Origin of the sequence: Streptococcus sp. D2, assembly GCF_006385825.1 — a bacterium.
Classification (GTDB): Bacteria; Bacillota; Bacilli; order Lactobacillales; family Streptococcaceae; genus Streptococcus; species Streptococcus shenyangsis.
Genome location: NZ_VFSI01000002.1, coordinates 36,826 through 57,516, shown reverse-complemented (window position 1 = coordinate 57,516; position 20,691 = coordinate 36,826). Strand labels below are relative to the sequence as shown.

Here is a 20,691-nt window from a genome sequence, read left to right as displayed (position 1 = left end):
TCTACTCATCTTGAATTGTAATACGATACTGAACACCTGCTTGCTCTGCAGAATCTATAGTAATAGCATAGCGATCCCCAAAATAGAGCACAAAACGCTCATGGACATTGACAATCCCGATAGACTGCCTTTGGGCACTGTAGCTAGCTTGGTGTTCAAAATGTCTCTGACTTAATTTTTTTCGAAGATTTGTCATCTTTTCAGACGACATACCACGACCATTATCGACCACCAAAATTTCCACAAAACCATCTCGTTTAAGAGCTTTAATGCTAATCACATTATCTGTCCGTCTATGGTCAACACCATGAGCGAAATAATTTTCTACCAGCGGTTGCAAAGTAAACTTAGGAATCTTCATATTCTCTAACTCTGGGTCTATCTTGAAACCATAGGCAATAGATTTAGGATAGCGAACCATGCAAAGATAACTATATTTACGGCAAAATTCTAATTCCTGTTTGAGGAGGGTTTCTCTTTCATCAGAAATATTGTTACGCAAGAGACTACTGAACTCATAAATGATATCTGCCAACTCATCTTGACTCTGCATGACTGCGTACATACGTAAAAATTCCAGCGTATTATACATAAAATGAGGATTGATTTGAGCTTGTAGGGCTCGCATATTGGCATCTTTTTGACTAAGCTCTAACTGGTAAATATCATGGATGTTCTTTTCCAAGCGATCCAACATATCATTGGTCGTCTCCGCGATCAGGAGCAATTCCTGATCCTTTTCAAGCGTATCAATGCGAAGACCTTCTTCCCCTTGAGCAATAGCTTGGATGGAATCCACCAAATCCACTACCTGCTTTTGATAATTAGCAAAGGTCTGCCTCAAAGTCAGATAAAGAATAACAATAAAAAGAAGGCTCAAGCCCACAATCAAAGAAGAGCTAGTCACTGTTCCTTGTAAAACAAAGTTTTTGGGAACTGCCACCTGAACCTGATAGCCATGAGAGGTCACACCAACAAACCAGTTCTCATGCTCCCTATTGACCCTCTCACCAATATGAAAAATCTCCGTATCAAAAGGCGATGTCACAGTCACAGCCATCGGGATATGACCTCGGGTATTGTCCACAGCATGGTATAAGATTTCTGGATCCAAGGAGATATAAACAACCCCTATCGATTGATCCGTCGCTGGGTCTAAAATAGGCACTCCAAAACTATTGGCCTCTGGTTTAAAGTCTTCCGCAAGTACCGTATGACCACCTCTCTCATTTCTGCTCGAAACATAAACTTCTTTAAAGTCCTGCAAGACGATTGCAACACCCGTTATATAGTCATTTTGGACATAAAGATCATCAATATTTTCATACAGAGAAATAGAAGTTGACGAAGCTGCTTGATGCTCCAACAACCAATAAAAATACTCAGAAGTTGACAGGCTAAAGTACTTATAAACCCCTTGTATCCGGTCTTGATTGGCTACTAAATCTTGAGCTAGCTGAGCTGACTCGCGATAATAATATTCCACCTCTTCGACTGTTCGAGTAGTTACACGCTGGGCTACTCTTTGAGCTTCCTTTTCCCGTGAATCCCAGTCAGCGTAAGAAAGTAAGATTGCAAAACTCGCAATAATAATGATCATAACTGAACTATAGGTTCGCAGAAGCGTATGTAGCCAAAACTGCTTCATTCTATTTTGTCGCCAATTTTTCATGGATGCTTTCATAGACCGGTTCCAACATATCACTGATAAAGAAATGCCACATCCCAATTCCTACAAAGAAGAGAAGAGCAGGCATATAATAACCAATTGCCACAAGTAGCACTGTCCCAAGAAGAACCTTGACCACAGCTGCTAGGCTCATAAAGATGCCAATCAAGGATAGTTTGAGACTATTTCGATAGGACAAGTCAAAATAAACTTGTAGTTTCAAAGATACTGTATAGGCCAAAAAGATCAGGGCAACTACTAGAACATTCAAAAAGGTCGCAATCAAATGAACAATAGTCTGATGAGGCAATTGCACCAAGAGATACAAGCCATAAACCAAAACTAGATCCACTCCTAGAAAGCTATAGAAAATCAGGTTGCTTGATACAAAATTTTGCTTATAAAGAGACCAAGCCTCCTTCAAACTGTATTCCCGAAAGCTATAACCATGTTCTGCATACAAGCTCATCAAGGTGGCACTAGCCGGCGCTAGACCAAGAATAATCCCTCCTGCCAATGTTAATATCCAAAAGAAGGCTGTCGCAATCATCCCTAAAAAGAAACGATTAAAGACAAAGTCTAAAAATCTCCCCATGATATCCCCCTAAAAATAACTATGAAACTATTATAGCATATTTCAAGCGTTTTCAAACACATAGACTATCCATTTACAATCCCACCAAACCGTGGTACAATGAGAATTGTGAGAAAATTATCAGGAGACAATTCATGAAAAAATCTATCTTAACTACACTGCTTTTTGCAGTTCTTTACTTCCTCTGCATGGGGATTGGTGTCCTTTTGGGCAATCTCTTTGACCAAACTGGAAACATGTTTTATGCGCCTGCCTTTACTGGCCTTGTAGGCGGCAGCATCTATATGATCCTAGTCGCAAAAGTTCCGCGATTTGGAGCCATTACCACTATCGGCCTTGTCATGGCCCTCTTTTTCTTGGGAACTAAACACGGTGCTGGTGCCTTCCTTCCTGGAATTATCTGTGGCCTCCTAGCAGATGGAGTAGCTAACCTCGGAAAATACAAGGACCAAACAAAGAACCTCCTTTCTTTCGTTATTTTTGCCTTTAGCACATCAGGACCGATCTTGCTTATGTGGATTACTCCCAAAGCCTATATGGCTACCCTTCTGGCAAGAGGAAAATCGCAAGAATATATCGACCGTATCATGGTCGCACCAAATCCTGGAACCGTCCTTCTATTTATCGCAAGTATTGTCATCGGAGCCCTAGTGGGTGCTTTGATTGGACAAGCCTTGAGTAAAAAATTGGCACAAAAAATCTGATTACTAAAAAAGAGCCACACGGCTCTTTTTTATTTATGACTCAATTTCTTGGTCAGGAAATCTCCCAAGAATTGGATTGCAAAGATAATCAAAATGATAATGATAGTTGCCAAGATGGTCACATCGTGATTGTAACGGTTAAATCCATAGGCGATAGCTACGTTACCAATACCACCTGCTCCGACCGCTCCCGCCATGGCTGTTTCACCGACTAGTGAAATCAAGGTTACAGTCGTCACACGGATCAAATCTGGAAGGCCTTCTGATAGGTAAACACCTACGATATCCCAGAATGTCGCTCCGCTAGCTTGAGCCGCCTCAATGACACCACCATCTAGCTCAGCCAATACCACCTGTACTTGACGGGCAAAGAAGGCAAAGACTGCAAAAGATAACGGTACGATAGCCGCATTTGGACCAATGCTTGTTCCTACGATTAGATGAGAGAAGGGTGACAAGACTGCCAAGAGAATGATAAATGGTACCGCACGGAAAATAGAGGTAATCTTATCCAAAATCCAAAAAACAACTTTATTTTCCAAAACACCACCCGGCGCTGTCAAGACAAGGAAAAGACCTGCCACCAGCCCCAAGAAACCTCCAATAATAAAGGAAAGAACTGTCATATAAAGGGTTAGGTAGATGGCTGTTCCCCAGCCTGCTTGACCAGCCCAGCCCATTTTATAAACATTTGGTAAATAGGTTTGAATCAATGATTCCATCTTACTGTCCTCCCTTCAATACTTTTAGCTGCACACCTGCTTGACGAATGGCTTCTTGGGCACCTGCCAACGCTGCTTTTTCACCTGACAAGACCACCACCAATTCTCCAACAGGAGTACCATCCAAAATTTCGATATTTCCATAGAGGATATTAGCTGTTACTTGGTAATGCTTGTACAATTCATTCAAAAGTGGCTCGTCTGTTGAAGCACCCGCATACTTGAGTTGTACCAAAAGGCTGTTTTCAGACAAGTGTTCCACGATTTCTTGCTTCTCGATTTTGACCATGGCTTCGTCAATACCTGTGGCTGTTGAGATAAAGTCTTGAGTCAAAGGTTGTTTAGGGTCTGAGAAGATTTCAAGGACACTACCCTCTTCAATCAAATGTCCGTCCTGCATAACCGCCACACGGTTGGCAATGTCTTTGACAATCTGCATTTCATGCGTAATCAAGACAACAGTTAAGCCTAATTTTTGGTTCAAATCTTGCAACAAGGCCAAAATCTGCTTGGTAGTCTTAGGATCAAGGGCAGAAGTCGACTCGTCTGAAATCAAGATTTTTGGATCATTTGCTAAGGCACGCGCAATGGCCACACGCTGTTTTTGTCCACCAGATAGTTGTGAAGGGTAATTTTCAGCACGATCTGCCAAGCCAACCAAGTCCAACAATTTAGCTACTTTAGCCTTCTTTTCTTCCTTGCTGAGGCCAGAGTGTTTAAGGGCAAAGGCTACATTCTCCTCTGCTGTCTTTTGGCTCATCAGGTTGAAATGCTGGAAAATCATTCCAATATCTTGACGTTTACGACGCAACTGCTCTGCCGTCAAGGTGACCTCACCATCAAAAATCACATCGTCGTCAATGGTAATTTTCCCTGCAGATGGTTTTTGCAAGAGGTTAATCACCCGTACAAGGGTTGATTTCCCTGCTCCAGAATATCCAACGATTCCGTAGATATCCCCTTCTTTGATGTGAATGGTCACATCCTTGACCGCTGTGATGGTTCTCTTCTTTTGGTGAAAAGTCACATCAATCTGATCTAACTTGATAATATCTCTACTCATAGCTTCTAATCAGCTCCTCTACTAATTCAATATGGGTATAGTAATCGGCGATTCGCACGTTCTCATCTCCACCGTGGTCTCGACTATTGGCATTTCCTAGACCGAAGGCCACCATTGGCACCTCTAGAGCATCAAAGACCGTATGCATAGGCCCTGTCCCCGCTGTCGTCGGCAAGACTGAAACGCCCTGTGGATAGAATTTCTTGGCCAACTCGATCACATTGAGAATGGCTGGTGCGCTCATATCGCTTCGATAGCTCATCTCTCCCAAGGTATAGTATAATTCTACCTTATCAAAGCCATTTTTGTCTAGCTGTTTCCGAATTTTTTCCAGAACATCATGCGGTTCTAGGCCAGGAACCAAACGAACCTCTAGCTTAGCACTGGCTTCTGCTGGCAAAATCGTTTTAACCCCTTGTCCTTGGTAACCTGACTGAATCCCTTCGATATTAAGGGCTGGCTCGAAAAAGAAACGTTTTAGAAAGGCTGCGCGATCCTCTTGTAAGAGAGGTAATTCCAAACCATAAATCTGGCTGATTTCCCCTGGATTTCGTTGAGCGTAAGTGTCCACCAAGGCCAATTCTCGTTCATTTGGCTCTTGTACTTCTTCGTACAAGCCTTCAACCAAGATACGGCCATCTGCAGCACGAAGAGACTGTAGGGCTTGAAGAAGATACCATGGAGCTGATTCCACAACCCCACCATAACTGGAATGGATGTCAACATCAGCGCTTTTTACCTTGGCATCAAAGGTCACAATTCCCTTATTTCCGCCAGAAATTTCTAGCTGTTCCAAGGCATTTTTGGTTCCTTGTTCCCATACCAACAAATCCGCACCACGGAGTTTATCCGCATGTTTTTCCAGATACTTGTCTAGGTCTGTCGAGGCAGATTCCTCTGCTCCCTCCATGATAAAACTGATATTGACAGGCAGGTCATCGTGGTGCTGCATGTATTTTCTCAAAGCACTCAAACGAGCTGTGATATGACCCTTGTCGTCATCAACCCCACGCCCATACATGAAGCCATTGCGCACTGAAAGAGTAAAAGGATCCTCTGTCCAGACCTGATCCCCATCCGCTGGCACAGTGTCATAGTGGTTATAGAAGATTAGGGTCTTGGCATCTGGACGCGAACTCTTGAAATGCGCCATGACAAAGGGCGCTGTATAAGTCTCATCAATCTCCACTTCAGCCCCAACACGCTTGAAAATCTCACCCAGATAGTTGGCAACTTCTTTGAGCCCCACCTGTTGGGCAAAGACTGATTTCTTAGAAATCAAGATACGCAAAACCTCAAAATAATGCTGGGCCACATGATCCTTTTCAAATTTTTCAATCTGTTCTTGTTCGCTAGGAAAAACCATATTCTCTCTACCTTTCTATGAACTACTCTTCCTGACAATCCCTGCTCTATACAAAAGCAAGAGGTGGAATTCTCTCTCCCACCTCCCTGTTTCTTATTACCAAACTGGTTGATCCAAACCGTCTGATGTTTCTTCGATAACTTTTTTCACTTCATCTGTATGGTAAGCTGCAACGACTTTCTTGATAGCATCAGCCTTAGGTGATGATTCCCAATCTTTTTTCGCAACAATGATGTTGTACCATTGTTTTGAATTTTCATCAGCTTGTTCTTTGAAGAGTGCTTTCTTGTAGTCCAATTTTGCTTCTGTAACGAAGGTATTGTTTACAACGGCAGCGTCAACTGATGACAATGAACGAGCTGTTTGGCTAGCGTCCAATTCAGTGATTTTCAAGTTCTTTGGATTTTCTTTGATGTTAGCAACTGTTGCAAGAGCAGTTCCTGAAACGTCCAATTTAATCAAGCCAGCTGATTGAAGCAAGTAAAGCGCACGGCTTTCGTTTGTAGCATCGTTTGGTACAGCAATTTCTCCGTTTGCTGGGATATCTTCTACTTTAGTGTACTTGTTGTCACTTCCATTCAAACCTGAGTAAAGGCGGATTGGAGAGATGTAAGTATCTGCAATCGCTACAAGGTCTTTTCCGTTTTCTTTGTTCCAGTTGTTCAAGAAGTTATAGTGTTGGAAAGCGTTCAAGTCTACTTCACCATCAGCAGTTGCCTTGTTTGGTTGTGAGTAGTCTGTGAACTCTGTAAATTCCAAAGTGATACCGTCTTTTTTAACCAATTCTTGGATTTTGTCCCAACGTTTTTCTTCAGAACCGCTACGGTTAACAGTTGCGATTTTGATAGTTGTTGCATTGTCTGCTTTCTTTTCTGAGTTTCCGCAAGCTGCAAGAGCCAAACCTGCGACTGTAGCAAGGGCTGCTACACCAAGCCATTTTTTAATTTTCATGATTCTTTCTCCTTAAAAATAATACCGTACTAGTATCTCACAATTTGTTTGATTTCACAAATTGTTATTAGATAGCCAGATATATAGTTTAAAACTATATCCCTAAAAACTGAGAAATCACCCATCTTATTCCGAATGGATGACTTCAAGAAATTATTTAATATCAGCTTCTGCTGGTAGGTAAGTGTCGCCGAAGAATTGTTTAGACAACTTTTCAAGAGTTCCGTCTTTGTAGAGTTCTTGGATACGTTTGTCTACAAATGTTTTCAACTCATCTTGACCTTTGGCAAGAAGTGGGTAAACGTAAGGTTGTTGGTCGCTTGGAAGTTCAATAACTTTCAAGTTGTCCAAACCTTGGTTCTTGATAACTGTTTCAACACCGATTTTATCAAAAATTTTGTAGTCAAATTGGCCATCGCTCAAGCGTCCCATGATTTGTTGGAAGTCTGCTCTAGTGTAGTTAAGGACAGTTGGATTATCTGAGTGTTGTTTGTTGTAGTCTTCCAACTGTTTAGCTGATGTTGTTCCTTGAACAACTTCTGTTGATTTTCCACCGATATCATCAAGCGATTTGATGCTAGAGTCGTCTTTTTTCACTACAAGAACGTTAGGGTTTTTAGCAGTTGGAGCTGCATAAAGGTATTTTTCAGCACGTTCTTTAGTGTAGCTGATGTTGTTCACGGCCATTTGGTAACGGTCAGCGTCAAGACCCGCAAAGACACCTGACCACTCAGTCTTCTCAAACTTGACATCATACTTGTCAGAATCTTTAAAGATAGCGCGAACCACTTCAATTTCGTAACCAGTCAATTCACCATTTTCTTCATAGTTGAATGGTTTTGGTGAAGCATTTGTTGCAACAATAATTTCTTTCTTGCTAACTGCTTCTCCTTCTTTTTTCGCACCACCTGAGCAAGCTGCTAGCACACCTGCAGCAACAAGCCCTAGGGTAGCAAGAGATGAGTATTTAACGATTTTTTTCATGTCATTTCCTCCAAAATAGAATACCTTATAATCTTAACAGAAAAAGAGCATTTACGCCATTATATGATATCTATCTCTGTGATAAATTTTTTTTATGGCTAATTTAAAAGACCAAGCGCAAGACGGCAATCAAGACTACTCCGAAGAGAACCGTTCCGACTAGATTACGGTAGCGAAAGGCTACCCAAGCCGTTGGAAAGACTGCTAAGAAGTCCAGCCATTTGATTTGAGGAAGGCTACCAACCTTGCCTGTCACTACGCTTGAAAGAATCAAGGCAAAGATAATAGAAACGGGCAAGAACTTCAAAAAACGCTCAACGATTGCAGGCAAACCCTTATACTTGACCAAGATGAAGGGAATCATACGGGGAATCCAGGTCACCAAGCCAGAGAAAAGAACTGCTAATAAAAGATACTTACTGACCATCTAAAACCACCCCCATTGTACAACCAAGTAGCGTCGCAAACAGAACAGCTAGTGACTGAGACACCACTGTCAAGAGCAAAAAGAAGGACACCGCAACAACTGCTAGGATAATGAGCAGATTGCGGACAGGAATCCGTCTTTGCATAATCTGGAATTGCAAAGCAAAAATTCCGATAAACATCCCAACCAAGGCAAAATCCAAGCCAAAGATTTCTGGATTTGGCAACAGGCCACCCAGAGCCGTTCCGACTACTGTCCCCACAAACCAAGCTACATAGCTGTTGAGATTGTTTCCGTGCATCCACATAGGATTGACCTTGTCTGTATGGGCCAATTCGCCCATCAATACACCATAAGTCTCATCCGTCAAGATACTAGACATACCGATATTGTGCCAAAGACTGGTATGACGGAAATAGGTTGACGCATGCAAACTCAACAAAAAGAGACGCAAATTAATCAAAAAGACCGTCATAGCAATGGCAGCCACAGGAGCTTGAACCGCAATCAGTGCCAACATGGCAAACTGGGCACTCCCAGCATAAACAAAGAGACTCATCAAGCCCATCTCTACAGGTGTCACATAGGGCGCACCGATAATCCCACAGGCAAGGCCAATACTGATATAACCAAGGGCTGTTGGCATGGCTGCCTGCGCCCCCTCCCAAAATCCTTTTTCTTTCATCTTTCTCCTCATATTGTCTTAATAGGTGGGCTGAATCAGTTCCAGCCACAGCATGGACTATTATAACACATTCAGGAAAGAGAAAAAAGTCTGCTGATTGACAAGAACAGAAAAAGACTGGAAACCAGTCTCAAACATATATTATAGAAATTCTCCGCTAAATGTTTTCACGGATATTCAAGAGCATGACAAAGGAAACTAGAAGAAATAGCAATAAAACAAAGCTGACTGCCTGAGTTCCAAAGCTAGTAGCAATGGTTACCAAAGCTATTGTAAATAAGCTAGGTAAAACAACCGTAATGGCGCCGATAGAGGATTGAACTGCTCCCATTGACTCCTCAGGTATTTGTTTAAAAATGAGTTCCTGTAATCGAGGAGAGAGAATACCTGCAAAAAAGGCATCCAAGGCACTAAAGATAAGAATCCAGTCAAAACGAACTGCCACAAAACCAACTAAAAGGAGTAATTGGATAATAAGCGAGGCATATAGAGCTATTTTTATAGAAATCGTATTTTTCAGATAGCCACTTACAAGGCTTCCGACAATAAGGGCTGACAATTCCAGTGTTGATAACAAAGCGAGAGATTGACCAGTTTGTAAATTCAAAAAGGGCTGATTCCTCAAAAACAGAGTAGAAATAGGAACTGTAACATTTATCACTGCTTGACTAATAGAGATAATAAACAAAACCAAGAGCACCTTATTCATATTCCATATCAATTTCGATGATTGGACCAAATGCTGGCAAAAGGATTTTACAGAGAGCCCTTCTTGATAGCTAATAGTTTTTTCTACTTTCAAGAGGTCATTTTTTATGAAAAGAATACCTAAAAATGCGATTAAAAAGGTAAGAGCATTCAGTAAGGAAATAAACTGGATAGATAGAATAGCTAGTAAGACTCCTCCTAGAATATTACTGATTGTTTTCACTAAACTAACGGTTGACTGTTTAAATCCAATAGCTTCTGCCAGATGATCTTGCCCAATAATTCTAATGAAAATCGGAGTGAGCATGGCGCCTGAAAAATAACTCAATGTGTCAGACACGAGGTTAATCAGACAAATAAAGGCTACTAATAACAAGGAAAAGGGCTGCCCTGAAAACGATAAGGATACTATAGAGTAAAGCAAAAATTTTGCAAAACTAATGACTGTGTATTTCAAGACACGATGATGTTGAAAATCCGCCAAAACTCCCAGAAAGATTTGTAGAACTTGGGGCAGGGTTTCTGAAATCGTGATGAGTAAAATCGCCAAAGGGGCAAAAGATGCATCTGCCACATAATTCAAAAAGGCCAGATAAAAAATCGTATCCCCAAGCGTTGAAATCCACTGGTTGATAGTTAATTGCCTAAAATCTCTATTTTGAAGAAATACTTTCATCACAACTCCTTTTTAAATTCAAATGGGAATCTTTCCCCAAGAATATACCGCGATACTACTAACAACCAAAATTACAGTAACATCAAAATCTGACCAATACCATTGTAGACTATATGCAGTCCAATAGGCCAATAAATTGACTTTGTCATTCTAAATAAGACTGCAAATATAAGACCTCCACCCATATAGAAGACAAAGTCTGTCAAGACCCAACCGTGATTACTAATGTGCGAGACCCCAAATAAAACAGCGGAACCAAGTACATCTAGCCCCCATTTCTTTCCTTTTTCCAGAGCAGTCATCACTAATCCACGATAAATCATGTCTTCAAAAATGGGACCTGCAATCACAGGATAAAAGAAATACATCAAAAATGCCGTAGCTCCTGTAAAAGTAGGAGCAGCATGTTGATAAGAAATTTCATTTCGAGTAGGTGGGAAAAGAAAAAAGGTGACAAAATTCCAAGCAACAAAAGAAAGCAGAGCTAGGAAGGAATAGAAAAGATAGGATCTTTTAAACTTTCTATTGTTGATTTGTTGCCATTTCTCCGACCAAATCATAACAATCAGAGCAAATAAAACCACAAGAAAATTCAACATCATATCCGACAGATAATAAGTAAAGTCAGATAGACCAAGAGCAAAGTCGCTAGATAAAACCAGACCACTGAACTTCTGGTCAGCAATAACTAGTAGAAAAGCTATAATAAAGTAGTAGCGTGAGATTATCTTTTTCATCCTATTTTCTCCTATATTACGAAATAAAAAAAGCCCTAACCCAAACAAAGGCAAGGGCTTTAAATATCAATGACGACGATTAACAGTGGAAGAATCATGGTTAAAATATTTCTTCCAGAAATTAGTGATTGACCAAGGTGCTCCTAAGCTTACTCCAATTCCACCGCCTGGGTTAACCACAGTGTAGCCTCCTCTAACATCTTGCAACTCATCTTCTGTCAATTCCATTGTTTCTGCAAATTGTAAATTTAACATCTTTTATACTCCTTCAATTGTTTTCTTCTTGTAAACCACTTCTGCGACCTAGGATTTGCTTCAAATGTTTTACAAGGTCAGTATAACACAGAAATTGCCTTATTTTAGAAAATCGCATATTTGATATTTTTTCTTATAGAAATTTCAGATTTGCGATTTTGGTGGATTTGATTATTTCCCTGCTATAATAAAGTTATTACTAATGAGGAGGGAAGTCATATGAAGAAACAAGTTTTAAGATTATTGGCAATCATTGCTGAGATTATTATCATTTTCCCATTTCTAACTAATCGATAAGTTCTTTGTATTGTTGCAAACGCAATTCGAAGAGGGTTATCAATTGTGGATTTTCTAATACTTGCAGAGATTGGATAAAGTTTTCAATCTCTTTTTGATTGCTTCCTTTGGTTTGAAGAAAGACACTCATCTTCTTTAAAAATTGCCATAATAATTTCTCAAAAACATCATACGGACGCAGCATGCTCTCCAACTCGGCTTCAAAGATTGGAATATAGGAGAAAAGTTTGCGCTCCATGAGTTCTGATAAGATATTTAAGAGTCCTTGCTTCATATACAATCGATTATGTACCAACTCTTTAAATTCTTTGGACTTTTCAAGCAAAGAGGTTGATAAAAAAATCAGATCTTGATTGCTCAGGAAGGGCATAGTATTGCAAAAAAGATAGAGTTCAAACCAGGTCCAAGACTCAATAGCGTAGAGGTAGGTAGTTAAAAACTCGCTATCCTCCTCTGCTAGCGGATAGTTTTTATCTAAGGAATGGATAGCATCTTTAATCACAATAGCATTCAAACGACGATAGGTCTGCGCCATCTGTTCTTGCTCGACTTCTTCCAACAGTTGCTCTAAACCAGCAATATCTTGATGGGCAAAGCGATCCACAACCCTTCTACCAATTCGCATATGTGGGGATTCTTGATAGTTGTTGAGCTTGTGCCCAAACTCATCAAAGGTCACATTTATACCTTGGATAGCTAGAATCAACTTATCTGCAGACAGCATAGACTGCCCTAGTTCAAACTTGGACAACTGAGAGGCTGTTAGTCCAGCACAAGCCACATCTGACTGTTTTAGCTTTCTAGCCAAGCGCAATTCCTTGTAAAATTCTCCCAATTCCATTCTCTCAATCATCTGGCCACCTCCTATTTTTTATATAGTATATCATTATTTACAATTATTTGTCAAAATATTCTGACACTTTATCGAGTGAAAAAGCCAGCTTTAAGCTGACTCTTTATTCTATGGTATCAAAAGCGAGGCTTGGTTTGGCATTGAGGTCTAAGCTTGCAAAGTTTTCTTTGTTCCACTCGCTGACGCTGGCATAGGCAATCATACCTGCATTGTCTCCGCAGAGGCGCAGAGGTGGGATGATAATCTTGACATCTGTGATTTCAGTTGCTAGACGTTCTCTAAGACCTTTATTGGCTGCCACACCACCTGCCACGACTAGAGTTTTAACAGGATATTTCTCCAAAGCTTTTTTGGTTTTAGCCATGAGAATGTCCATAACTGCCGCTTGGAAGGAAGCACACAAATCTTCTGTAGACAGACTTTCTCCCTTTTGCTCGGCATTGTGATGAAGATTGATAAAGGCAGATTTCAAACCTGAGAATGAAAATTCTAGATTATCTTCCTTAATCATGGCACGGGGGAAATCATAAATATCCTGTCCCTGATGAGCTAGCTCGTCAATCTCACGACCGGCAGGATAGGTCAAGCCCATGACACGGCCAACCTTATCATAAGCCTCACCAACCGCGTCATCTCGCGTTTCCCCAACAATCTTGTGGTCACCAGCCTCCGAAACATAAACCAACTCTGTGTGTCCACCACTGACTAAAAGGGCTAGCAAGGGAAACTCCAAAGGCTCCACACTCTGAGCGGCCATGAGGTGGCCAGCCATGTGGTTAACGGGAATCAGTGGAAGTCTATGTGCCCAAGCAAAGGCCTTAGCAGCTGATAAACCAACTAGTAAAGCTCCAACCAAGCCCGGTCCATAGGTAACCGCAACAGCTGTCACATCATCTTCGGTAATCCCTGCTTCTGCCAGAGCCTCCTCAATACAGGCTGTAATGACCTCAACATGGTGACGACTGGCTACTTCGGGCACTACGCCCCCAAAACGTTTGTGACTCTCAATTTGACTAGCAATGACATTGGACAAGAGCTCATCGTCGTTTTTCAAGACGGCGACACTGGTCTCGTCACAGGATGTCTCAAATGCTAAAATATATCTATCCTTCATCTATTTCTCTCTTCATGATAATGGCGTCCTCGACTGGATCATGGTAGTAGGCCTTTCGCTCAGCGATGACCGCCATCTTTTCTTTCTTGTAAAATGCTTGCGCTCGTTGGTTTGACTTTCTGACTTCGAGGAAAATCTCCTTTTCTGCCGGCAATTGAGCAAACAAGGCCGAGGCAATTCCCTGCCCCTGATAGATTTGTTTGACAGCGATTTGCAGGACCTCTGCTTCAAATAGATTCTCCTGCACAGCTAGAAAGCCAATCACTTCTGTCCCATCATAAGCTAGAGCATACCAAGTCTGGTCTTGGGACAGGTCTGCTTGGATTTGTTCCAGCGTCCAAGGACTGACTGGATAAACAGCTACCATAACAGCATAGATGGCTTGTGCCAAGTCAGGCTGTCCTTGGATTCGTTTGATTTCTATCATAGGCGTTTAATGTAAGACTCACCAGACTCAGTGTGGTTCTTGAGCCAGTTTTCCTCAGCCTCAACACGTTTGAGGTAATTCGGCACAAAATCATGCAAGGAGTCTGTTTCCTTGTCCCAGGCCAAAAGAGCAAGATTGGCTGCGTTAGGCAAGGTTTCTTTGTAATTAGTCCTTGGCAAATGTTCTTGAATCTGCTCCACAAAGGGGCCAACTTCTCCGACAAAGGTTACCTGACTAGCACCCTTGATTAGCTCAATCACTCGCTCAAAGGGCAGGTGCGCTTCTGGCATGACAGGTTTAGCATTTTCATAAAATCCTGCATAAACATTGTTGCGACGCGCATCCATCAAGGGGACGAACAAACCTTCTTGTTGGTAGGGCACCAGAGCCAAGAGGCTAGACATACCAACTAACTCGATATTCAGAGTATGAGCCAAAGTCTTAGCCGTTGCGACCGCAATTCGTAAGCCTGTGTAGCTACCTGGCCCTTCCGCTACCACGATTCGGTCCAAATCCTTGGGCGTCCAATCCAAACTTGCCATCAAAAAATCGATGGCAGGCATGAGGGTAATACTGTGATTTTTCTTGATATTAATCGTCGTCTCGGCAAGAATCTGCTTGTCCTCTAAAATAGCGAGAGAAAGAGCCTTGCTGGACGTATCAAAAGCTAATACTTTCATAACACATTCCTATCTTTTTGTCTGCTTACTATTATACTACAAAAGCTGGCACATGGGAATTTTCTTTATCCCCAAACAGGAATACCTAGACTTAAACAAAAAATAATTCGCAAATAAATTTCAAAAAAATGTTCACTTTTCCTTTTCTTTTCCGAATATAAAAGTGAACAAGAAAAAAGGAGGAAAGTTCAATGACAAATTTTGACGTTCTTGACAATCAATTTTTATCCCTATCTGAAAATGAATTATCAGATATTGATGGCGGTCTCGCTCCCTTGATTATCTTTGGAGTAGCAGTATCTTGGAAAGCTATTGCAGGCGGAACAGCACTTGTAGGTTCTGGTTTGGCAGCTGGTTATTTTTTAGGAGGAGATTAATATGATGAAAGATTTGAACAACTATCGTGAAATTTCTAATAAGGAATTGCAAGAAATCAAGGGTGGTTTTGGTGCAGGTGTTGGTATCGCTTTATTTATGGCAGCTTATACCATTGGGAAAGATCTCCGTAAAAAGTTTGGTAAGTCATGCTAGATAAAAGACACATTTTTAGAAGGATAAATTTTATTGTCTTCATCTCTTACAGTTTGCTCAGCATTCTCAATGATTTAAACATTACTACTATCCCTTTACCAATTGATCTATCTGTTTGTATTGTTTTATTTTTATGCTTCAACTCTATTTTTGAGCAGAAGAGTCATTAACATAATAAGAATAAATTCTTAAAGCAAACATTTATTCCATTGTCATGTCATTTTAGAAAAATGCAAAAACCACCTCATCTTGATAGATGGGGTGGAATTTTCTTTATCCCCAAACAAAATGCCCCAGCATGAGCAGGGCATCTAAGCATTTAATCCAAAGTAAAATACAAACCAAACTACATAGGTTACAAGGAGGAGAAAAAGCGAGTAGAGAGTCACAAAGATAATTTTCCACAAGAACTTGGTTTGTCGTCGTTCCATTTTGGCAAATAGAAGATTCCCTCCATAAACACAAGCAACAAAAATGATAAAAGCTACCAAGCGAACTCCGATAGCAAAAGAAAATAAGTTATACATAGGGCAACCTCCTTGACTTAAAAACTATAGGGAATTATGACAAACGATAAATTCCACTTCCATTATCAAGATAACATACTTTCTTTATTTTTGCAAACGCTTCCTAATGAGTGACTCTATGACTTTCTCGTTCCCGTCTTTTACTAATTTTTCATTTTGTGGTATAATTGAGATAATTGTAACGAATCAAGGTCAATCTAGACAAAAAATGGAATGAAATCAAGCAAATATCTACTAAAAGTTTGGAATAAGCTGACCTGTAAATAGAAAGGAACTATATGATTTACAAAGTTTTTTATCAAGAAACAAAAGAACGTAGCCCACGTCGCGAAACAACACGCGCACTTTACCTAGACATCGATGCCAGCTCAGAACTTGAGGGTCGCATCGCTGCTCGTCAACTTGTCGAAGAAAATCGCCCAGAATACAACATCGAGTATATCGAACGCTTGTCTGACAAATTGCTAGATTACGAAAAAGAAACTGGCGCCTTCGAAATCACGGAGTTCTAATATGACCTATACTCTTAAACCTGAAGAAGTCGGCGTTTTTGCCATCGGTGGTCTGGGAGAAATCGGGAAAAACACATACGGGATTGAATACCAAGATGAGATTATCATCGTCGATGCTGGGATTAAATTCCCAGAAGATGACTTGCTTGGTATCGACTATGTCATTCCTGACTACTCTTACATCGTGGACAATATCGACCGCGTCAAGGCTGTCTTAATCACACATGGACACGAGGACCACATTGGTGGGATTCCTTTCCTGCTCAAGCAAGCAAATGTCCCGATTTACGCTGGACCACTTGCCTTGGCTTTGATTCGTGGGAAACTCGAAGAACACGGCCTCTTGCGCAACGCCAAACTTTACGAAATCAACCACAATACTGAGTTGACCTTTAAAAACCTCAAGGCAACTTTCTTTAGAACGACTCACTCTATTCCAGAACCTTTAGGGATTGTCATCCATACTCCTCAAGGGAAAATCGTTTGTACGGGTGACTTCAAGTTCGACTTTACTCCAGTTGGAGAACCTGCGGACTTGCACCGTATGGCAGCCCTTGGTGAAGAAGGCGTGCTCTGTCTCCTGTCTGACTCGACAAATGCAGAAGTGCCAACCTTTACCAACTCTGAAAAAGTCGTTGGTCAGTCCATCATGAAGATTATCCAAGGCATTGAAGGACGTATCATCTTTGCATCCTTTGCCTCAAATATCTTCCGTCTCCAGCAAGCAACAGAAGCTGCTGTTAAGACTGGACGTAAGATTGCGGTATTTGGCCGTTCTATGGAAAAGGCCATTGTCAACGGAATCGAGCTTGGCTATATCAAAGCTCCTAAGGGAACCTTTATCGAGCCAAATGAAATCAAAGATTACCCTGCAGGAGAAGTTCTCATCCTCTGTACAGGTAGTCAGGGTGAACCTATGGCGGCCCTCTCTCGTATCGCCAACGGAACCCACCGTCAGGTACAACTCCAACCAGGCGATACGGTTATCTTCTCTTCTAGTCCAATCCCTGGAAACACTACTAGCGTCAACAAACTGATCAACATCATTTCTGAAGCTGGTGTCGAAGTTATCCACGGTAAGGTTAACAATATCCATACATCTGGACACGGTGGTCAGCAAGAGCAAAAACTCATGCTCCGCTTGATTAAGCCAAAATACTTCATGCCTGTCCACGGTGAATACCGCATGCAAAAAGTCCACGCTGGACTAGCAGTGGATACTGGTGTTGAGAAGGATAATATCTTTATCATGAGCAATGGAGATGTACTTGCCCTTACTACTGACTCAGCTCGTATCGCAGGTCATTTCAACGCCCAAGACATCTATGTCGATGGAAATCGTATCGGTGAAATTGGTGCTGCTGTCCTCAAAGATCGTCGTGATTTATCTGAAGATGGTGTCGTTCTGGCAGTCGCAACTGTTGACTTCAAATCGCAGATGATTCTGTCTGGACCAGACATCCTCAGCCGAGGCTTTGTCTACATGAGAGAGTCTGGCGACCTGATTCGCCAAAGCCAGCGTATCCTCTTCAATGCAATTCGTATCGCACTGAAAAATAAGGATGCTAGCGTGCAATCAGTCAATGGTGCCATTGTCAACGCTATTCGCCCCTTCCTCTATGAAAATACAGAACGTGAACCGATTATTATCCCGATGATCCTCACACCAGATGAAGAATAAGTCAACAAAACAGCCCCGATTTTTCGGAGCTGTTTTTCTCTATGCTTTCTTTTGAGATTGAAACTCAATAAAAATCGAAATCAGACTAGAAGGCTAGGCGAAAGCATAACTTGAGTTAGCTCCCATAGTTCGGGGAACTATGGGAGGCTGGCGATGAATCAAAGCCAAGCTTTGAACTCATTCGTAAGAAGCCGACAACGTATCATTTTGATTTTTGAAGAGTTTTTGAAATACTACGATTTTTACCTTCAAGATACACCATCAAAATAGAAATATCTGCTGGGTTTACTCCCGAAATACGGCTGGCTTGGCCGATAGTTTCTGGATTGATAAGTTTGAACTTCTGACGAGCTTCTGTCGCGATGGAATCAATATCATCCCAGTCAATATTAGCTGGAATGCGTTTTTCTTCCATGCGTTTCATCTTGGCAACCTGATCCATGGCTTTGGAAATATAGCCTTCGTACTTGATTTCTGTTTCAATCAATTCGATAATCTTGTCATCCAAGTCCTCTGCAGCTGGCCCGATGAAGGCCACCACATCTTGGTAAGAAACTTCTGGACGGCGAAGGAATTCCTTGGCGGTCACCGCATCTGTCAACGGCTTGAAGCCCATCTCCTCAACCTTGGCATTTGTTTCCTTGACTGGCTTGAGTTTGATGCTGTCTAGTCGCTTCATCTCATTGTCAAATTGATTTTTCTTAATTTCAAAACGAGCCCAACGTTCATCGTCCACAAGTCCAATCTCGCGTCCCATCTCTGTCAAACGCATATCGGCATTGTCATGGCGGAGAATGAGGCGGTATTCAGCACGACTGGTCAATAGACGGTAGGGTTCAATGGTTCCCTTGGTCACCAAATCGTCAATCATGACCCCGATATAACCGTCACTGCGCTTCAAAATCAATTCAGGCTTATCTTGAATTTTCAGAGCGGCATTGATACCAGCTATAATCCCTTGGCCAGCAGCTTCTTCATAACCTGAAGTTCCATTGGTCTGACCAGCAGTGAAAAGTCCGGAGATTTTCTTTGTTTCCAGAGTCGCACGCAACTGGTGAGGCAAGACCATATCATACTCAATGGCATAACCTGTTCGCATCATCTCTGCATTTTCCAAACCTTTGATAGAATGAACCAGCTCACGCTGGACATCCTCTGGCAGACTGGTTGAAAGTCCTTGAACATAGACTTCCTCTGTATTGCGCCCTTCTGGCTCAAGGAAGAGTTGGTGGCGTTCCTTGTCTGCAAAGCGCACAATCTTGTCCTCAATCGACGGACAATAACGAGGCCCCACTCCCTTGACCACACCTGTAAACATAGGCGCACGGTGGAGGTTGTTTTGGATAATCTCATGACTGGTTCCATTGGTATAGGTCAACCAGCATGGCACTTGGTCCTTGACATAATCCTCATCTCGTGAAGTGTATGAGAAATGATTAGGCGCTTCGTCTCCTGGCTGAATCTCGGTCACATCGTAATTGATAGAAGAAGCCTTGACACGTGGAGGCGTTCCTGTCTTGAAACGACCGATTTCGAGACCAAGTTCCTTGAGATTGTCAGCAAGGTTAATAGAAGCCAAGCTGTGGTTAGGACCTGACGAATACTTGAGGTCTCCGATGATAATTTCCCCACGGAGGGCAGTCCCTGTCGTCACGATAACAGCCTTAGCAGCATACTCTTGATGGGTCGCTGTACGAACACCGACAACTTTTCCGTCTTCCACCAAAATCTCATCAATCATGGTTTGACGAAGGGTCAAATTTTCTTGATTTTCAACTGTCTTGCGCATTTCCTTAGAGTAAAGCTCCTTGTCAGCCTGCGCACGAAGGGCACGGACAGCTGGGCCCTTCCCTGTGTTGAGCATCTTCATCTGAATGTAAGTCTTATCAATGGTTTTGGCCATCTCGCCACCGAGGGCATCAACTTCACGCACAACGATCCCCTTGGCAGAACCACCGATAGAGGGATTACAAGGCATGAAAGCAAGCATTTCAATGTTGATGGTCGCAAGCAAGACCTTACAACCCATACGGCTAGCAGCCAAGGAAGCCTCAACCCCAGCGTGTCCCGCACCGATTACAATAATATCGTATTCTTCAGTAAAATTATAAGTCATTTTTTAACCTTTCAAAAATTTCTCGCAAATAAGGAACTAACTTCTCCTCCTCTAGAGCTTGAGCCATAGTAACCCATTTAAAGTGCCTATGCTCTTCAGGATCTAATCTGATAATTGGCTTCTCCCCAACCCACTCTGCTTTATAAACCGTATCCTTAGAGGTATCCAGTTGACTATCTTCGTGAAGAAGTTTGAGCAAACTGCTATCTAGCCTAACTCCCGCTTCTTCAATGCATTCTCTAAGAGCACCATCTCGCGGAAGTTCACCCTTTTCAACCCCGCCACCAGGAATATCCCAGTAAGTTGGATAAACATTGGGTTGTCCTCTTTTAATTTCCGAACGCTGAATGAGCAAATAATCATCACCATTATGAACAAGTACATGGGCAATAAGCTTAACCATCATTTTCT

At 41.8% G+C, this 20,691-nt stretch carries 24 protein-coding genes; 5 read left to right on the top strand and 19 right to left on the bottom strand.

Annotated features, from left to right (window positions below):
* Position 1 precedes the first annotated feature (1 nt).
* Both FJR73_RS01325 and FJR73_RS01320 read right to left on the bottom strand, forming a co-directional pair.
* Complete coding sequence (locus tag FJR73_RS01325) at positions 2 to 1,672, bottom strand: sensor histidine kinase (protein WP_308850670.1); 1,671 nt, start codon at positions 1,670 to 1,672, stop codon at positions 2 to 4.
* Positions 1,650 to 2,264, bottom strand: a complete 615-nt coding sequence (locus FJR73_RS01320; protein WP_140832890.1) for a YesL family protein — start codon at positions 2,262 to 2,264, stop codon at positions 1,650 to 1,652. Before FJR73_RS01320 ends, FJR73_RS01325 begins: the two co-directional genes overlap by 23 nt.
* 134 nt (positions 2,265 to 2,398) lie before the next feature.
* On the opposite strand from FJR73_RS01320, the gene FJR73_RS01315 reads away from it, so the two are divergent.
* Positions 2,399 to 2,968 (top strand): MptD family putative ECF transporter S component, encoded by a 570-nt coding sequence (locus FJR73_RS01315; RefSeq protein ID WP_140832888.1) that lies wholly within the window; start codon positions 2,399 to 2,401, stop codon positions 2,966 to 2,968.
* Between the two features lie 29 nt (positions 2,969 to 2,997).
* Here the strand turns inward: FJR73_RS01315 and FJR73_RS01310 are convergent, their stop codons facing one another.
* From FJR73_RS01310 to tsaB, 14 genes are all read right to left on the bottom strand, one after another.
* Entirely contained in the window at positions 2,998 to 3,690 is a 693-nt protein-coding gene (locus FJR73_RS01310) for a methionine ABC transporter permease (RefSeq protein ID WP_000444647.1), read from the bottom strand.
* A gap of 1 nt (position 3,691) precedes the next feature.
* The gene (locus tag FJR73_RS01305; RefSeq protein WP_140832886.1) at positions 3,692 to 4,753 is read right to left on the bottom strand and encodes a methionine ABC transporter ATP-binding protein; all 1,062 of its coding nucleotides are present in this window, start codon (positions 4,751 to 4,753) and stop codon (positions 3,692 to 3,694) included.
* On the bottom strand, positions 4,746 to 6,119 hold the full coding sequence (locus FJR73_RS01300; RefSeq protein ID WP_140832884.1) for a M20/M25/M40 family metallo-hydrolase: 1,374 nt from the start codon (positions 6,117 to 6,119) through the stop codon (positions 4,746 to 4,748). Before FJR73_RS01300 ends, FJR73_RS01305 begins: the two co-directional genes overlap by 8 nt.
* Positions 6,120 to 6,215: 96 nt before the next feature.
* Entirely contained in the window at positions 6,216 to 7,070 is an 855-nt protein-coding gene (locus tag FJR73_RS01295) for a MetQ/NlpA family ABC transporter substrate-binding protein (protein ID WP_020902669.1), read from the bottom strand.
* Between the two features lie 153 nt (positions 7,071 to 7,223).
* The gene (locus tag FJR73_RS01290) at positions 7,224 to 8,054 is read right to left on the bottom strand and encodes an amino acid ABC transporter substrate-binding protein (RefSeq protein WP_140832882.1); all 831 of its coding nucleotides are present in this window, start codon (positions 8,052 to 8,054) and stop codon (positions 7,224 to 7,226) included.
* 103 nt (positions 8,055 to 8,157) lie between these two features.
* On the bottom strand, positions 8,158 to 8,481 hold the full coding sequence (locus tag FJR73_RS01285) for an AzlD domain-containing protein (protein WP_000253948.1): 324 nt from the start codon (positions 8,479 to 8,481) through the stop codon (positions 8,158 to 8,160).
* Complete coding sequence (locus FJR73_RS01280) at positions 8,471 to 9,166, bottom strand: AzlC family ABC transporter permease (protein WP_140832880.1); 696 nt, start codon at positions 9,164 to 9,166, stop codon at positions 8,471 to 8,473. Before FJR73_RS01280 ends, FJR73_RS01285 begins: the two co-directional genes overlap by 11 nt.
* Before the next feature lie 157 nt (positions 9,167 to 9,323).
* On the bottom strand, positions 9,324 to 10,550 hold the full coding sequence (locus FJR73_RS01275) for an MFS transporter (RefSeq protein ID WP_181146570.1): 1,227 nt from the start codon (positions 10,548 to 10,550) through the stop codon (positions 9,324 to 9,326).
* 71 nt (positions 10,551 to 10,621) lie between these two features.
* Positions 10,622 to 11,287 carry a CPBP family intramembrane glutamic endopeptidase gene (locus tag FJR73_RS01270; RefSeq protein WP_000720893.1) on the bottom strand — a complete coding sequence of 222 codons (666 nt, stop codon included), beginning with the start codon at positions 11,285 to 11,287 and terminating at the stop codon, positions 10,622 to 10,624.
* 66 nt (positions 11,288 to 11,353) lie between these two features.
* Positions 11,354 to 11,542 carry a peptide pheromone VP1 gene (locus tag FJR73_RS01265; protein WP_000933481.1) on the bottom strand — a complete coding sequence of 63 codons (189 nt, stop codon included), beginning with the start codon at positions 11,540 to 11,542 and terminating at the stop codon, positions 11,354 to 11,356.
* Between the two features lie 286 nt (positions 11,543 to 11,828).
* Positions 11,829 to 12,692 carry an XRE/MutR family transcriptional regulator gene (locus FJR73_RS01260; protein ID WP_000572846.1) on the bottom strand — a complete coding sequence of 288 codons (864 nt, stop codon included), beginning with the start codon at positions 12,690 to 12,692 and terminating at the stop codon, positions 11,829 to 11,831.
* A gap of 103 nt (positions 12,693 to 12,795) precedes the next feature.
* Positions 12,796 to 13,806 carry a tRNA (adenosine(37)-N6)-threonylcarbamoyltransferase complex transferase subunit TsaD gene (tsaD, locus tag FJR73_RS01255; RefSeq protein ID WP_000655032.1) on the bottom strand — a complete coding sequence of 337 codons (1,011 nt, stop codon included), beginning with the start codon at positions 13,804 to 13,806 and terminating at the stop codon, positions 12,796 to 12,798.
* Positions 13,796 to 14,233 (bottom strand): ribosomal protein S18-alanine N-acetyltransferase, encoded by a 438-nt coding sequence (rimI, locus tag FJR73_RS01250; protein ID WP_140832876.1) that lies wholly within the window; start codon positions 14,231 to 14,233, stop codon positions 13,796 to 13,798. The genes tsaD and rimI overlap by 11 nt, the downstream gene beginning before the upstream one ends.
* Positions 14,230 to 14,913, bottom strand: coding sequence for a tRNA (adenosine(37)-N6)-threonylcarbamoyltransferase complex dimerization subunit type 1 TsaB (gene tsaB, locus FJR73_RS01245; protein WP_140832873.1), 684 nt, complete (start codon positions 14,911 to 14,913; stop codon positions 14,230 to 14,232). Before tsaB ends, rimI begins: the two co-directional genes overlap by 4 nt.
* A gap of 191 nt (positions 14,914 to 15,104) precedes the next feature.
* On the opposite strand from tsaB, the gene cibA reads away from it, so the two are divergent.
* Together cibA and cibB are read left to right on the top strand one after the other, a co-directional pair.
* Positions 15,105 to 15,290, top strand: coding sequence for a fratricide two-peptide bacteriocin subunit CibA (cibA, locus tag FJR73_RS01240; RefSeq protein ID WP_136936678.1), 186 nt, complete (start codon positions 15,105 to 15,107; stop codon positions 15,288 to 15,290).
* A 1-nt stretch (position 15,291) separates the two neighbouring features.
* Positions 15,292 to 15,444, top strand: coding sequence for a fratricide two-peptide bacteriocin subunit CibB (gene cibB, locus FJR73_RS01235; RefSeq protein WP_070528467.1), 153 nt, complete (start codon positions 15,292 to 15,294; stop codon positions 15,442 to 15,444).
* 311 nt (positions 15,445 to 15,755) lie between these two features.
* Here the strand turns inward: cibB and FJR73_RS01220 are convergent, their stop codons facing one another.
* Positions 15,756 to 15,971, bottom strand: coding sequence for a hypothetical protein (locus FJR73_RS01220; protein WP_140832869.1), 216 nt, complete (start codon positions 15,969 to 15,971; stop codon positions 15,756 to 15,758).
* A 278-nt stretch (positions 15,972 to 16,249) separates the two neighbouring features.
* On the opposite strand from FJR73_RS01220, the gene FJR73_RS01215 reads away from it, so the two are divergent.
* Together FJR73_RS01215 and rnjA are read left to right on the top strand one after the other, a co-directional pair.
* Positions 16,250 to 16,483, top strand: coding sequence for a DNA-dependent RNA polymerase subunit epsilon (locus FJR73_RS01215; RefSeq protein ID WP_000639575.1), 234 nt, complete (start codon positions 16,250 to 16,252; stop codon positions 16,481 to 16,483).
* Between the two features lies 1 nt (position 16,484).
* Positions 16,485 to 18,164, top strand: a complete 1,680-nt coding sequence (gene rnjA / locus FJR73_RS01210; RefSeq protein ID WP_140832866.1) for a ribonuclease J1 — start codon at positions 16,485 to 16,487, stop codon at positions 18,162 to 18,164.
* A 202-nt stretch (positions 18,165 to 18,366) separates the two neighbouring features.
* On the opposite strand, the gene mnmG is transcribed toward rnjA, so the two are convergent.
* Together mnmG and FJR73_RS01200 are read right to left on the bottom strand one after the other, a co-directional pair.
* On the bottom strand, positions 18,367 to 20,280 hold the full coding sequence (gene mnmG, locus FJR73_RS01205; protein ID WP_140832864.1) for a tRNA uridine-5-carboxymethylaminomethyl(34) synthesis enzyme MnmG: 1,914 nt from the start codon (positions 20,278 to 20,280) through the stop codon (positions 18,367 to 18,369).
* Complete coding sequence (locus FJR73_RS01200; RefSeq protein WP_140832861.1) at positions 20,270 to 20,686, bottom strand: NUDIX hydrolase; 417 nt, start codon at positions 20,684 to 20,686, stop codon at positions 20,270 to 20,272. The genes mnmG and FJR73_RS01200 overlap by 11 nt, the downstream gene beginning before the upstream one ends.
* Positions 20,687 to 20,691: the final 5 nt, after the last annotated feature.